The sequence below is a fragment of the Acinetobacter sp. ANC 4178 genome, assembly GCF_004331175.1.
GTDB lineage: Bacteria > Pseudomonadota > Gammaproteobacteria > Pseudomonadales > Moraxellaceae > Acinetobacter.
This window is the reverse complement of sequence record NZ_SJOD01000002.1, coordinates 324,795-337,356: the sequence shown is the minus strand read 5'-3', so window position 1 is coordinate 337,356 and position 12,562 is coordinate 324,795. Positions and strand designations below refer to the sequence as shown.

At 42.4% G+C, this 12,562-nt stretch carries 14 protein-coding genes; 10 read left to right on the top strand and 4 right to left on the bottom strand.

Translation table 11 applies throughout. From position 1 onward, the window contains the following. The first annotated feature begins 2 nt into the window (after positions 1-2). The 8 genes from E0H87_RS05880 to E0H87_RS05845 all read left to right on the top strand — a co-directional run bounded on the left by E0H87_RS05880 (position 3) and on the right by E0H87_RS05845 (position 6,836). Positions 3-761 carry a hypothetical protein gene (locus tag E0H87_RS05880; RefSeq protein WP_131322746.1) on the top strand — a complete coding sequence of 253 codons (759 nt, stop codon included), beginning with the start codon at positions 3-5 and terminating at the stop codon, positions 759-761. A gap of 134 nt (positions 762-895) precedes the next feature. Then, positions 896-1,468: an HdeD family acid-resistance protein gene (locus E0H87_RS05875; RefSeq protein ID WP_131322745.1), complete on the top strand. Its 573-nt coding sequence runs from the start codon at positions 896-898 to the stop codon at positions 1,466-1,468. 94 nt (positions 1,469-1,562) lie between these two features. Continuing rightward, complete coding sequence (locus E0H87_RS05870) at positions 1,563-2,705, top strand: glycerate kinase (RefSeq protein WP_131322744.1); 1,143 nt, start codon at positions 1,563-1,565, stop codon at positions 2,703-2,705. 411 nt (positions 2,706-3,116) lie between these two features. Then, positions 3,117-5,105: an ATP-dependent helicase gene (locus tag E0H87_RS05865; protein WP_131322743.1), complete on the top strand. Its 1,989-nt coding sequence runs from the start codon at positions 3,117-3,119 to the stop codon at positions 5,103-5,105. A 98-nt stretch (positions 5,106-5,203) separates the two neighbouring features. After that, positions 5,204-5,464: an RNA recognition motif domain-containing protein gene (locus E0H87_RS05860; protein ID WP_116758649.1), complete on the top strand. Its 261-nt coding sequence runs from the start codon at positions 5,204-5,206 to the stop codon at positions 5,462-5,464. 42 nt (positions 5,465-5,506) lie between these two features. Further along, the gene (locus E0H87_RS05855; RefSeq protein ID WP_131322742.1) at positions 5,507-5,848 is read left to right on the top strand and encodes an ASCH domain-containing protein; all 342 of its coding nucleotides are present in this window, start codon (positions 5,507-5,509) and stop codon (positions 5,846-5,848) included. 96 nt (positions 5,849-5,944) lie between these two features. After that, positions 5,945-6,448 (top strand): DUF6586 family protein, encoded by a 504-nt coding sequence (locus tag E0H87_RS05850; protein ID WP_131322741.1) that lies wholly within the window; start codon positions 5,945-5,947, stop codon positions 6,446-6,448. A gap of 109 nt (positions 6,449-6,557) precedes the next feature. Further along, positions 6,558-6,836 carry a hypothetical protein gene (locus E0H87_RS05845; RefSeq protein WP_131322740.1) on the top strand — a complete coding sequence of 93 codons (279 nt, stop codon included), beginning with the start codon at positions 6,558-6,560 and terminating at the stop codon, positions 6,834-6,836. A 64-nt stretch (positions 6,837-6,900) separates the two neighbouring features. On the opposite strand, the gene E0H87_RS05840 is transcribed toward E0H87_RS05845, so the two are convergent. The 4 genes from E0H87_RS05840 to E0H87_RS05825 all read right to left on the bottom strand — a co-directional run bounded on the left by E0H87_RS05840 (position 6,901) and on the right by E0H87_RS05825 (position 10,778). Further along, positions 6,901-8,619, bottom strand: a complete 1,719-nt coding sequence (locus E0H87_RS05840) for a cation:proton antiporter (protein ID WP_131322739.1) — start codon at positions 8,617-8,619, stop codon at positions 6,901-6,903. Positions 8,620-8,763: 144 nt separating this feature from the next. Further along, complete coding sequence (rpmG, locus tag E0H87_RS05835; RefSeq protein ID WP_003654787.1) at positions 8,764-8,919, bottom strand: 50S ribosomal protein L33; 156 nt, start codon at positions 8,917-8,919, stop codon at positions 8,764-8,766. Between the two features lie 12 nt (positions 8,920-8,931). After that, positions 8,932-9,168, bottom strand: coding sequence for a 50S ribosomal protein L28 (gene rpmB, locus E0H87_RS05830; RefSeq protein ID WP_000048256.1), 237 nt, complete (start codon positions 9,166-9,168; stop codon positions 8,932-8,934). 161 nt (positions 9,169-9,329) lie between these two features. Beyond that, on the bottom strand, positions 9,330-10,778 hold the full coding sequence (locus E0H87_RS05825; protein ID WP_131322738.1) for a coniferyl aldehyde dehydrogenase: 1,449 nt from the start codon (positions 10,776-10,778) through the stop codon (positions 9,330-9,332). A gap of 116 nt (positions 10,779-10,894) precedes the next feature. On the opposite strand from E0H87_RS05825, the gene E0H87_RS05820 reads away from it, so the two are divergent. Then, positions 10,895-11,587, top strand: a complete 693-nt coding sequence (locus E0H87_RS05820) for a TetR/AcrR family transcriptional regulator (RefSeq protein ID WP_131322737.1) — start codon at positions 10,895-10,897, stop codon at positions 11,585-11,587. A gap of 81 nt (positions 11,588-11,668) precedes the next feature. After that, the gene (purU, locus tag E0H87_RS05815; protein ID WP_131322736.1) at positions 11,669-12,535 is read left to right on the top strand and encodes a formyltetrahydrofolate deformylase; all 867 of its coding nucleotides are present in this window, start codon (positions 11,669-11,671) and stop codon (positions 12,533-12,535) included. The last annotated feature ends 27 nt before the right edge of the window (positions 12,536-12,562 follow it).

Sequence of the window (12,562 nt, the reverse complement as noted above, 5' to 3'; positions counted from 1 at the left end):
AAATGTGGAAAAAAATTAGAATCTTATGTCTATTACTGATTTTGTTGGTTGTGGCAGTAAACGCTTGGCGCGATCAAAATCAGAACTGGGATAAACCCATCATCGTACTGTTGCATCCAATCAATGCAGATGGTCAAGCCAGCACGCAACAATATATTCAACAATTATCTTTGAGCGATCTTACAGCTGTGCAGCCTTACTTACAGCAAATGTCAGCACATTATCGTGGTCAACCTATACAAATCTATTTAAATTTAGGACGCGAGTTAACCCAAAAACCACCGAAGGTGCCTGAGCAGGCGAATATCTTAGATATCATGCTCTGGAGTCTCAAATTCCGCTTTTATGATTGGCAACAGCATGAGCGTAGTGACGGTGCTTCTGCGGTCACGCTGTATTTAAATTATTACGACCCTGCTCGTACAAATGCATTAAAACACTCAACTGCACTGGAAAAAGGGCGTATTGGTGCAGTGAATCTGTATGCCAGCAAAAAGCAAAACGAGCAAAATCAAATTGTTCTGGTGCATGAGTTATTACATGCTTTTGGTGCAACCGATAAATATGATGTCGCGACGGGACAGCCGCTCTATCCACAAGGCTATGCTTATCCGAAACAACAGCCTTTATTTCCTCAGGCCAAAGCAGAGTTAATGGCTGGGCACATTCCTGTTTCTACAGAGCAAGGTAAAATGCCGGATCATTTAGACGACACGGTACTCAATGAAATTACAGCACTTGAAATTGGCTGGATTAAATAAAGCTGTGTATAAATTCGCTTTTATCCACAATAGGAGAACTTGTTGTGGATAAAAATGATGCAGATTGATAACAGACATTTGATAAAAAAAAGACCACAATAATTTTATTCCATTGTAAATACTTGAGAAAAAATATGAAAACAGTTGGAAATGATCTTGTTCGTCATCAATTACATGAAAATCGGAAATGGTACTTGGTTTTAGGCGTGCTCCTGACTTTATTTGGTCTGGTGTTGCTGGCCTCTTTACCGTTTGCCACGCTGTCCGCAGTTTATTTGTTTGGCATATTAATGATGGTGGGTGGGGCACTGCACTTCATTGCGGCTTTTAAAATCTTTGAAGGGGGCTATCGCTGGCTTTGGGCGGCATTTGCTATTTTCTATCTGATCGCTGGCTATTATGCTTTTACCACACCGATAAAAACCGCCATTGTACTGACCAGTTTCTTGGCTATCTTTTTGGTGATTGCAGGTATTGTGCGGAGTATAAATGCCTTTATGCTTAGACCATTGGCAGGTTGGGGTTGGACGCTATTTTCAGGGGTTCTCACCTTTATGACAGGGGTGATTATTTTGATGTCACCGACAGCACCATTTTGGGTGTTGGGTATGTTTTTAGCGATTGATATTCTATTCCAAGGTATCAACTACCTCACTTTGGCCTCTTATATTAAGCATGAAGTACCCAAGAGTTCGGCTGATGTGTAGTACTAGGGCCGATTAAGTTGATCAAGAGTGCTATATGCACTCTTTTTTATTGCGTATGATCGGGTGTAATTAATCTTAAAAAAACAGAACTGTTATGCCTAAAACATTTGTACTTGCTCCAGACGCATTTAAAGAAAGTATGACTGCACAACAGGCTTGCCAAGCCATGCAACGTGGCTTACAGCGGGTTTTTCCAGATGCTGAATATATTCATGTCCCGATGGCGGATGGGGGTGAGGGAACGGTGGATGCTTTGGTTGCTGCTGCACACGGTGAGATGGTGAGCTGTAGCGTATCGGGTCCTTTCACCGAACAGAAGGTCGAGACGTATTTTGGCTTAATTGATGAAGGTCAAACGGCCGTGATTGAAATGGCGAAAGCCAATGGCATTCATTTACTGGAGCCTTCAGAGCGTAATCCAGCTTTAACATCAACCTTTGGGACAGGAGAAATGATCAAACTGGCACTTGATCAGGGTGTGACAAAAATCATTGTTGGGCTCGGTGGCAGTGTCACCAATGATGCAGGCATGGGCATGGCTCAAGCACTTGGTGTCCGATTTTTAGATGTTGCTGGAAAAGAGGTGGTTCAGGGTGGCGGGCAATTACATCAGATTAGCCAGATGGATTTATCGAATTTAGATACTCGATTGGCACACGTTGAGATGCTGATTGCCAGCGATGTGAATAATCCGCTCTATGGTGAACACGGTGCGGCTTACGTATTTGCTCCACAGAAAGGGGCAAATCCAACCATGGTGGAGCAATTAGATCAGAACCTAAAGTATTTTGCTGGTTTGGTTACATCGCAACTTCAGGTGGACTATGCTCATGTTGCTGGTGCGGGTGCCGCAGGTGGCTTGGGTTTTGGCTTAATGGCATTTGCAGGGGCAAAAATCCGTTCAGGTGTAGATATTGTGATAGAAGAAACACGATTGGTTGAAAAAATTGAACGGGCAGATTACGTCTTTACGGGTGAAGGCGGCATAGATTTTCAAACCAAATTTGGCAAAACACCCTATGGTGTGGCTCAAGTTGCCAAAAGATTGAATAAACCTGTGATTGCTTGTGCAGGCTATGTGGGTCAGGGCATAGAGGAACTTTATGCAGCAGGTTTTACTGCGATTTTCGGTATTATGGATAGTGCTTGTGATTTGCAAGCAGCTTTAGAAAATGGAGAGAAGAATTTGGAAAGAACCTGTCAGAATGTTGCTAGGATCTTAACTCTAACGCCGTAACTACCACATTATTCTCAATCAATTTAAATACTTTTTGTGTAGGGAATACCTTGCTTTTCAAGGATAAAAAGTAACAAAAATCCTTTGTTGGATTGAGGATATATCCCTATACCCTAATCCAACGAATGGCATCCATGCCGTTTTGTCTCGGATCAAATTTTTTTTGAAATTAAAAATCGGCGTATCCGTCTGGATAGATTTTATAAATTAAATCCAGAAATTTTGGTTGATTTAAATTGCTTTGATTTAAAAAATGCTCATTCTATGGTCATGCTAATTATTGATTTGTAATGATTTATTTTGATCGGCTCATTTGTGATAGATCAAACAATGCCGTGATCATCAGGCTAAAATTCATAATTCATCTATAGCTCTGTTAAACTAGCCATCTCCCCAGTACGATGAGACATTATGAGTTTAGCCAGCCTAATTGATGAATTAAACCCGCAACAAAAACAAGCTGCCACGACTGCATCGCAACACAGTCTGGTGCTCGCAGGGGCTGGCTGTGGTAAAACCAAAACCATTGTGGCGCGTGCGGCTTATCTCATTGAGCAAGGGATTCCTGCCAATCAAATTCAAATTTTAACCTTTACCCGTCGTTCAGCCAGTGAAATTGTGGCGCGGGTCGAGTTGGCTTTGGGGGAGCAAGCTCAAGGACTACGTGCATCGACTTTTCATACGTTCTGTATGTACCTGCTACGCCGTGTACCGAAAGCCTTTGGTCTAGAGCAATTCTCGATTATCGATCGGGATGATCAACTGATGATGTTCCGTCTGATTCGCGGAAAAGATGATAAGAAAAATCCCAATCAGTTGCCTAAACCACAAGAGCTGTGTGATTTGTATTCTTTTGCACGCAATACCCGTCAGAAATTGAGTGATGCTTTAGAAAAGCAACATCCTGAATATTTGGCATTTAAGGATCAAATCGCCAAGATCATGCAAGAGTATGAGACACGCAAGCGTGCGCGTAGCTTTCTGGACTATGATGATATTTTGGCGATTGTAGCGTCAGCGCTCGATCAATCTGAAGGCTTGGTTGATTATGTCGCATCCATCTGCAAGCACATGCTGGTGGATGAGATGCAAGACACCAATCCCCTACAGTGGGCATTGCTTGAACCCTTGAAAGATCAAGTGAGTCTGTTCTGTGTTGGCGATGATGCACAATCCATCTACGGCTTTCGTGGGGCGGATTTTGAAAATATTCATCATTTTAAAGAGCGTGTGCCGAATGCCCAAGTGTTTAAACTTGAGCAAAACTATCGTTCCACCCAAGAAATTTTAGACCTCTCCAATTGGTTGCTCGATCAATCTGAAATTCAATATGACAAGCGTCTAGATGCCTATCGGGGCGAGGGTGTAAAACCCCGCATGCATATTTTTCCGAATGAGTTTGATGAAGCCAAATGGATCGCAATTGATATTAAAGAGCGCCATTATTTGCAGGGGCAGAAATGGTCGGATCATATGGTCTTGGTCCGCTCTAGCTTTGCAGCGCGGCATATTGAGGCGGCGTGTATAGCGGCCAATGTTCCTTATCGTTTTATTGGCGGGATGAAACTGCTTGAAACTGCGCATGTGAAAGATTTACTCAGTTTGCTGCGCGTGATTGCCAATCCTTTAGATGATATTGCATGGATGCGTTTTCTCACCTTATGGAATGGGGTGGGAGATGTGGGGGCAAGTCGTCTAGCTCAGCAACTTTTACTGGAGCCTGAGTTTGATGTGATCTTTAATCAATTAGACAAATTTGGTCGTATTCCCGCTGAAACTTTGTTGATCATGAAGCAAATGACAGTGCTGAAACAAGACGTGCAAGCGTGTGTCAGTTTAGGTATTCAAGCCCTTGAAGCGCAATTGGCCGAGAACTATAAAAAAGACTGGAACCGTCGCCAAGGGGACTTTGAATTGGTCAAACAATTGGCGTCCAAACATGGGCAATTGAGCGAGTTTCTTGAGGAATATGTACTTGATCCTGTCTCCATTTCTGAAATTGAACGCCAGTCCGATACAGATGTGGTCACATTAATTACTATCCATTCTGCCAAAGGTACGGAGCAGAAAGTATGTTATGTCGCAAATGTAACGGCTGGACAGTACCCACATGCACGTGCTCAGGGTGATTTTGACGCGGTCGAAGAAGAACGTCGGGTACTCTATGTGGCACTGACGCGTGCGCAGAATGAACTTATTCTCACCAAGCAAAATCTGAATCTGTGGGCGCGAGACGTGGTGGATGAACAAGGGCGTAAAGTTGACAGTTACTTTTTAAATGATCTGACCCGAAATTTATGTACATTGGAAACCCACCATAAACCACAGCAGCAAACGGTGAAAAGTGCCTTAATTGAGCGCCAGTCGATTAATTTAGATTTTGGGATTAATCTCGATTAAACTAAACAGATTACATTGTGGTATTTGATGTGCAATGTTCAGAAAGTAGCGTAGGCGATTGCTTTTTGATGATTTTGCCTATTTTTGAAGGTTGTTAAATGAAAATTTTAGTTCGTAATTTAGAACGTACCGTGACAGAAGCTGAGTTACTGAAACTGTTTCAACAATATGGCACAGTAGAGACTTGTCAATTGGTGCTAGATGCCGAAACAGGTAAATCTAAAGGCTTTGCTTTTGTAGATATGCCGCATGGCCGTGAAGCGGTGAAAGCGATTAAAGGTTTAAATACCTTACGTTTACATGGCACAGGGATTCGTGTAAAGCAGGCGGAAAATAAGCCTGAGAAGCCAGAAGCCTAAGTAAAGAGGAGCAATTGATGCTCCTTTTTTTAGGGGAAAATAATGAGAAAGTTGTATCAAGCACTCTCTATAGTGGCTCCATCTGGTGAATATATTGCTCAAGGTGTAAAGACATTAGAAATTCGCTCTTGGCGACCTGAGCAACTTCCTCTTAAAAATTTAATCATTGTCGAAAATACTCACTATTTGAACAAACATGGCGATGAGGAATTAGGTCGAGCAGTTGCATGGGTGGATATTTCATCTGTTCATGCTTGGCAGAAAAGTGAGATTGAACAGGCTAAAGCAAACTATTGGGAAGATGGCTATTGGGCTTGGGTCATTGAAAACGTTAGGCCTATTCATCCTCCTGTGGATATACCAGCTCGAAGAAAAATTTATTGAGTAGAATTGGATGCGGTGTAATTTTTTATTGTGCATTGAATTCAATTAAGTTTAATCTTAGACCTGAAACAAATGCCCCAAAATTAGGAAAATTGTATGTCTCGTGTAGCTCGCTTTCATGCCGACCGAACCAACCAGAAATTATATTTTGCACGTTTGTCGTGCCAGCAAGCAGAGCAAATCGATCATATTCAACAAGCCCAAGCTTACCGTGAAGCTGCGGTTTTTCATTTGCATGGCGCAGTGCTCGCGTTCTTGCAGGAGTTGGTGCGTTATTACCGTTTAAATGACTTCCAGCCGACGTTAAAGTCAATTGAAGAACAAATGGCTGCCAAGGGCCAAGTTTCTCCTGAGGTGGTGGTCATGCAGCAGCTTTCTAAAGATGGCTTTATTGCAGAACTGAAACGTGCTTATCGGATGTGTCAGTATGCACCAGAACCAAGTGCACCAGAACCAGAAGATGAAACCTCTTCCAACTTAATTATTAAGGTGACGCAAACGCCTCAGGCATGGTTGCCAGATACGAAAATTTTACGTGAGTGGCATCGTGATTTGACTCAGCTGATTGATGGTTTTCGTAACGAGATGGTCGAATTTTAAGGAAAAGATGGCGAGTGCTTGAAGTTTAGATTTTTGACCCGATATTAATTAGTCTAAGCGATGCAAAGTGCAACAGGCCTTTGCCACCATGTTGAACATGGAGGAACATATGTCTATAGAGCAATTGAAAGAATTATTTGGGAATCAGGACGCGGTTCTAGAGTTGGTTCAACTTGAAGGTGGTGAGTTGGCGTTGCGAAACGCGGGCTCGGAAAAAGAACCTTTGGTCAAAATTCAGTTTAACGAAGAAGTTAAAGCGTTATTGGGTGACCAAACAACCGTGATTGCACAGCACATGATTCAGGCTGCTTTATTTGGCTTGCTTGAAAAACAAGTGAATGAATGGCAAGCCGAGGTTGTAGACGAAAAACCACAGTTTATGAGCTAATCCATATTGGCTTAAAAAGCGCACATGAAGTGCGCTTTTTTATGTTCAAGATTGAGTGAGATGCTTAATGGCTGGGGGCTTGATGATGTGCGATTTCAATTTGATTGAGAATATGATTGCTCATATTTTTTGCCATTTCCTCTTTGGCAAAATACACATCCCCAATGTTTTCTCTACGAATAACGTCAGCTTCTTGTTTGCTTTCTGCACAAATCAGCACCTGAATTTGCGGATTTAGAGTTTTAGCAATATCAACAATTTTATGGATATCAATAATATCCATAGGGGATAGCACCAATAAGCGCGCATGTTGAATATGGGCTTGAATCAGTACCCCAGGTTCGGTTGCAACACCAGAAACAGCTGCAATCCCTTTCTCACGCAGATTTTCCACAATTTCACGGTTTTCTTCCGCAATCACCACTTTAATGTCTTCCGCCATAAGTGTTTTGGTAATGCGACGTCCGACTTCACCATGACCGACAATGACCACCTGATCCCGTAAATAATCTTGTGAAACTTCATCGGGTAACATCGCGAGTGGGTCGCCACTGCGTTCTAGCAAGCGTGCCAGAGATGAGCGCTCACGAATCCAGTTTTGAATGGGTTCTATTGCAGAGAAAATAAAGGAGTTTAAGGTAATGGAAATGAGCGCACCTGCCAAAATCAAGTTTTGCCCTTCAAGAGAAAGCAGTTTTAACGAGAGTCCTAAAGTGGCAAGAATGAAGGAGAACTCGCCAATTTGCGCCAAACTCGCGCCAACGGTCAGGGCGGTATTGATTGGGTAGCGGAAAAAAAGCACCAGTGCCATCGCAGCAATGGTTTTACCAATCATAATAATGGCAACGACCGCCAAGACATGTTCGGGTTGTTCCCATAAAATACGTGGATCAAACAGCATACCAACCGAAACAAAAAACAGGATGGAAAAGATTTCACGTAAAGGCAGGGTTTCTTCTTCGGCACGATGGCTAAAATCAGATTCTTTCACCACCATACCGGCAAAGAATGCGCCAAGCGCCATAGAAACGCCAAAGACTTTATAAGCACCAAAAGCAATCGAAACAGCGGCAGCAACTACAGTGAGGGTAAACAGCTCACGAGAACCCAAACGCGCAACTACCTGCATAATCATCGGTACTAAACGTTTACCGACAATCAGCATAAAGGCAATGAAGCCTGCAACTTTTAATAACGTCAGTCCCAAGGTGAGCCAAATATTATCATTGCCACCGTGAGTAGTTATGGATTCACCACCCAGCAATACCGCTGTTGCAGGGAGTAAGACCAACACCAAGACCATGACCAGATCTTCAACCAAGAGCCAGCCCACCGCAATTTTACCGTTGACTGAATTGAGTAGACCTCGATCACCTAGGGCTTTGAGTAATACCACAGTACTGGCACACGATAAACTTAGACCGAATACCAGTGCTGAACCAAAGCTCCATCCCCAAAGCATGGAAACCCCAAGTCCTAATAGTGTTGCCACGGCAATTTGTAAAATGGCACCCGGCAGTGCAATGCGTCGGACTTGTAAGAGATCATTCAGCGAAAAGTGCATGCCGACCCCAAACATCAGGAACATAACACCCAGTTCGGCAAGTTGGTTGGCGAGTTGAATGTCCGCAACAATTCCTGGGGTATTTGGGCTCAGAATAATGCCAGCAACTAAATACCCAATCAGTGGAGGGAGGCGTAAACGGGCAGCAAGGTAACCAAAAATAAGTGCGAGCCCAAACCCAAAAGCCAGTAGTATGATGAGATCTACATTATGTGGCACTAAAAACTCCTTAAACACAGGTTAAGGGTGAAAAGAAAATAAGCACAAAGAATGCCAAAAATTGTTTTAAGTTTATCAAGATGCATAAAAAAAATGCAAAAAAAACGACCTAAGATTAGGTCGTTTTTTTTTAAGAAGCTAAAATTATTTAATTTTAGCTTCTTTGAAGATTACGTGTTGACGGATTTTTGGATCAAATTTTTTGATTTCCATTTTTTCCGGCATAGTACGTTTGTTCTTAGTCGTGGTATAGAAATAACCTGTACCAGCAGTAGAAACTAAGCGAATTTTATCACGCATGGTTCAGACTCCTTAGATCTTTTGACCTTGAGCACGAAGGTCAGCAACAACCTTTTCAATGCCCAATTTGTCGATAATACGCATACCCTTAGTGGTTAAACGAAGACGTACGAAACGTTTTTCGCTTTCTAACCAGAAACGGTGGTGATGCAGGTTCGGCTCGAACCGGCGTTTGGTTTTGTTATTGGCGTGCGAGACGTTGTTGCCAACGACTGGACGCTTGCCGGTAACTTGGCAAACCTTAGACATGGTGAACTCCATTGCTAGACAGCACCGATTGTGCGCTAGTCATTAAAAGTAAACGGATGAAATCATTCAAGGGGCGTTTTATAACAAAAATGCGCTTAAAAGACAAGCGATTTTTAATAAAACGGGACATGATCCAACGCGATAGATCATGCCTTGATCACTTAGCGAAGAAGAGTTTTCAAAATCAATTTGTGAATCGGCTTATTAAACGGTGGGAGGATGTATTTAAAGCTATATAGCTTTGGATTCGACATCATAGACCGTTCATGCGACAAACTGAAGAAACCTTCTGGACCATGATACTTGCCCATTCCTGATGCACCAACGCCACCAAATGGTAAATCGTCTTGTGCAACATGGGTTAATACCGTGTTTTGTCCAAAATGCCCTGAATGGGTACGCTGTGCGACATAATTCGCACGCGCCTGATCAAAGTCGAAGTAGTATAAAGCAAGTGGACGTGGACGGCTATTAATAAAGTCGATTACATCATCTATTTGATCATATTCCATGATCGGTAAAAGCGGGCCAAAGATTTCATTCTGCATAATCTGCATGTCTGGTGTGACGCCTGCGACGATTGTTGGGGCAATTTTACGCACCTCGTGTAGGTCTTCGTGCAGTGGGTTAATGGCAATAATTTGTGCACCATGCGCTTGAGCATCTTCCAGATAGCCTTGAATGCGTCGGTATTGTTTGTCATTAATAATAGAAGTGTAATCCAGATTCTCTTTAAAATTCGGATACATCTCTAAAACGCAAGCTTGAAACTTTTCAATAAACTCTTGGGTTTTGCCCTTTGGCAAGAACATAAAATCTGGTGCCACACAGGTTTGACCTGCATTCCACAATTTACCGACGGCAACGCGCTGTGCGACATCCTCTAAATCAATAGAAGGGTGCACCAAGACTGGGGATTTACCACCCAATTCAAGAATCACAGGAACTAAATTTTCCGATGCTGCCGCCATCACGGTTTTGCCAACATTGGTTGAGCCTGTAAATATAATTTTGTCAAAAGCCAAATGGCTAAAGGCATCTGAAATACTGCCACCACCATTTATGACCGCCACCAACTCTTGTGGGAAAATTTCAGATAACGCCAGTTCAAGCACACGACCAAAATTAGAGGATGAGCTTGAAACTTTAATCATGGCATGGTTGCCAGCAGCCAAAGCACAAATCAGTGGGCCAACCGAGAGCAATAAAGGATAGTTCCAAGGCGCAATAATCCCGATGATGCCTAAAGGTTGATATTGCACCCAAGCTTTGGCAGGTTGATGGATGATTCCGACGTGTCGCTTAGAGGGCTTCATCCATTTTGCTAAATGCTTGCTATAATATTTAATCTGCTCGAGGCAAGTGAGTAATTCACCGATTTTGGTTTCAGCAATAGAACGGTTACCATAATCGAGGTTGATTGCTTCAGCGAATTGATCTTGGTACTTAACCAAGATACGCTTAAGCCGTGCTAAACGATCAATACGTTCCTTTGCTGTTGGTAAAGGATAACGTTGGTAAGCATGCTTTTGTTGTTCAAGTACGTCGTGTAAGTATTGAAGATCAAAAGCATGTGGTGTCATTGCTGTTGTTTTTGTTTGACTGTTCATGACGCACTACCAGTTACATTAAAGCGGATAATTAATTTTTTAGAGCAAATGCTCTAAATAGTCAAGTCACTTACTGTGTTAGTTTTCTAACCCATTGAATATATGGTTACTTTAGGATGTCTCACTCCAAAACGGTGAAAACCAAAGAACGCATTTTGCAATTAAGTTTGCAGTTGTTTAATGAACGTGGTGAACGCTCGGTCACGACCAATCATATTGCGGCTGAATTGGGCATGAGCCCAGGCAATTTGTATTACCACTTTCGCAATAAAAACGAAATTATTAAAGAATTGATGGAGCAGTACCAGAAAGAAACACTAGAAATGCTCGCGTTACCTGATGATCGGGCTTTGGACGTAAATGACAAAATTAGTTATTTCCAAGTCTTAAGTAACCAGTTGTGGGCTTATCGCTTTTTGCACCGTGATGTTTATCACTTGGTTGAAAATAATGAAGATTTTCGCAAAATGTACCCGCGTTTTGCTGGGCAGGTCATGCAACAAGGTCAGAAAATTTATCAAGCCTTTGTGGATGCAGGTTTAATGCAAATGACACCTTCAGAAATTGAAGCCTTGGTCATTAATTTATGGATTGTGCTGACCAACTGGACCAACTTCTTATATATGTCGGGACACATCAGTGATTCTAACCATTTGGAAGAAAAATGGGTCTGGCAAGCACTCCGTCAAATGGTGTTCCTTGAGGGGGCTTATTTGCGTGGTGAAAGCCGTGAAACGTATGAACGATTACTGGAAAGTTTTGGTTCTTCGGAATTATTTGCCAGCCTCTCGCTTGCGAAAAACAATTGAAGCTGAAAGCAGCTATTTAGTCAGCGTGTAAAACGCGCTAGAATACTCGGCTTATTGAAATTAGGTGTAACAAGAACCAACATGAACATGACAACTGCTAACACGGCGCGCTTACTGATTACTTGTGAAGATAAGCCAGGGATCGTGCAGGCTGTATCGAGCTTTTTGTATCATCAGGGAGCAAATATTACCGCACTTGATCAGTACGCAACGGAAGCTTCGGGCGGGCGTTATTTCATGCGTGTTGAGTTTGAATTAGACCATTTGCAAACACGCAAAGAAAGCTTGATCCAAACTTTTGCGGTAAACGTTGCAGAGCGCTACACCATGCAATGGCGTTTGACCTTGGTGAGCGATGTGAAAAAAGTGGGTATTTTAGTCTCTAAAGTCGACCATGCTTTACTTGAACTGTTATGGCGTCATGCGCGTGGTGGTTTACCATGTGAAATCACGAAGGTTGTTTCGAATCATCCTGATTTACGTGAAGCGGTAGAAAACTTCGGTATTCCGTTTGAAGTGGTTCCAGTAACTAAAGAAAACAAACGTGAAGCCTACGCAAAGATTGATGAATTGATGCAAGGCAATGATTTACTTGTTTTAGCGCGTTATATGCAAATTCTGGATGAAGAATTTGTGAAGCACTGGGAAATGAAAATCATCAATATTCACCATTCTTTCTTACCTGCTTTTGTCGGTGCAAATCCATACAAGCAAGCACATGAGAAAGGTGTGAAGCTGATTGGGGCTACGGCTCACTATGTCACTGCTGATTTAGACCAAGGTCCAATTATTGAGCAGGATGTTGAGCGTGTGAACCATGACTTTACCGTTGAGCAATTACGTGAATTGGGTCAAGACGTTGAGCGTAATGTTTTGGCACGTGCAGTAAAATGGCATTTAGAAGACCGTATTATTGTTGATGGTAATAAAACAGTTGTTTTCCAATAACTATTTTTAGCCCACGTAAAAAGAGAC

Coding starts and splice junctions, on each gene's coding strand:
- E0H87_RS05880 (WP_131322746.1), top strand. CDS start 3: ATGTGGAAAAAAATTAGAATCTTATGTCTATTACTGATTTTGTTGGTT.
- E0H87_RS05875 (WP_131322745.1), top strand. CDS start 896: ATGAAAACAGTTGGAAATGATCTTGTTCGTCATCAATTACATGAAAAT.
- E0H87_RS05870 (WP_131322744.1), top strand. CDS start 1,563: ATGCCTAAAACATTTGTACTTGCTCCAGACGCATTTAAAGAAAGTATG.
- E0H87_RS05865 (WP_131322743.1), top strand. CDS start 3,117: ATGAGTTTAGCCAGCCTAATTGATGAATTAAACCCGCAACAAAAACAA.
- E0H87_RS05860 (WP_116758649.1), top strand. CDS start 5,204: ATGAAAATTTTAGTTCGTAATTTAGAACGTACCGTGACAGAAGCTGAG.
- E0H87_RS05855 (WP_131322742.1), top strand. CDS start 5,507: ATGAGAAAGTTGTATCAAGCACTCTCTATAGTGGCTCCATCTGGTGAA.
- E0H87_RS05850 (WP_131322741.1), top strand. CDS start 5,945: ATGTCTCGTGTAGCTCGCTTTCATGCCGACCGAACCAACCAGAAATTA.
- E0H87_RS05845 (WP_131322740.1), top strand. CDS start 6,558: ATGTCTATAGAGCAATTGAAAGAATTATTTGGGAATCAGGACGCGGTT.
- rpmG (WP_003654787.1), bottom strand. CDS start 8,919: ATGCGTGATAAAATTCGCTTAGTTTCTACTGCTGGTACAGGTTATTTC.
- rpmB (WP_000048256.1), bottom strand. CDS start 9,168: ATGTCTAAGGTTTGCCAAGTTACCGGCAAGCGTCCAGTCGTTGGCAAC.
- E0H87_RS05825 (WP_131322738.1), bottom strand. CDS start 10,778: ATGAACAGTCAAACAAAAACAACAGCAATGACACCACATGCTTTTGAT.
- E0H87_RS05820 (WP_131322737.1), top strand. CDS start 10,895: ATGTCTCACTCCAAAACGGTGAAAACCAAAGAACGCATTTTGCAATTA.
- purU (WP_131322736.1), top strand. CDS start 11,669: ATGAACATGACAACTGCTAACACGGCGCGCTTACTGATTACTTGTGAA.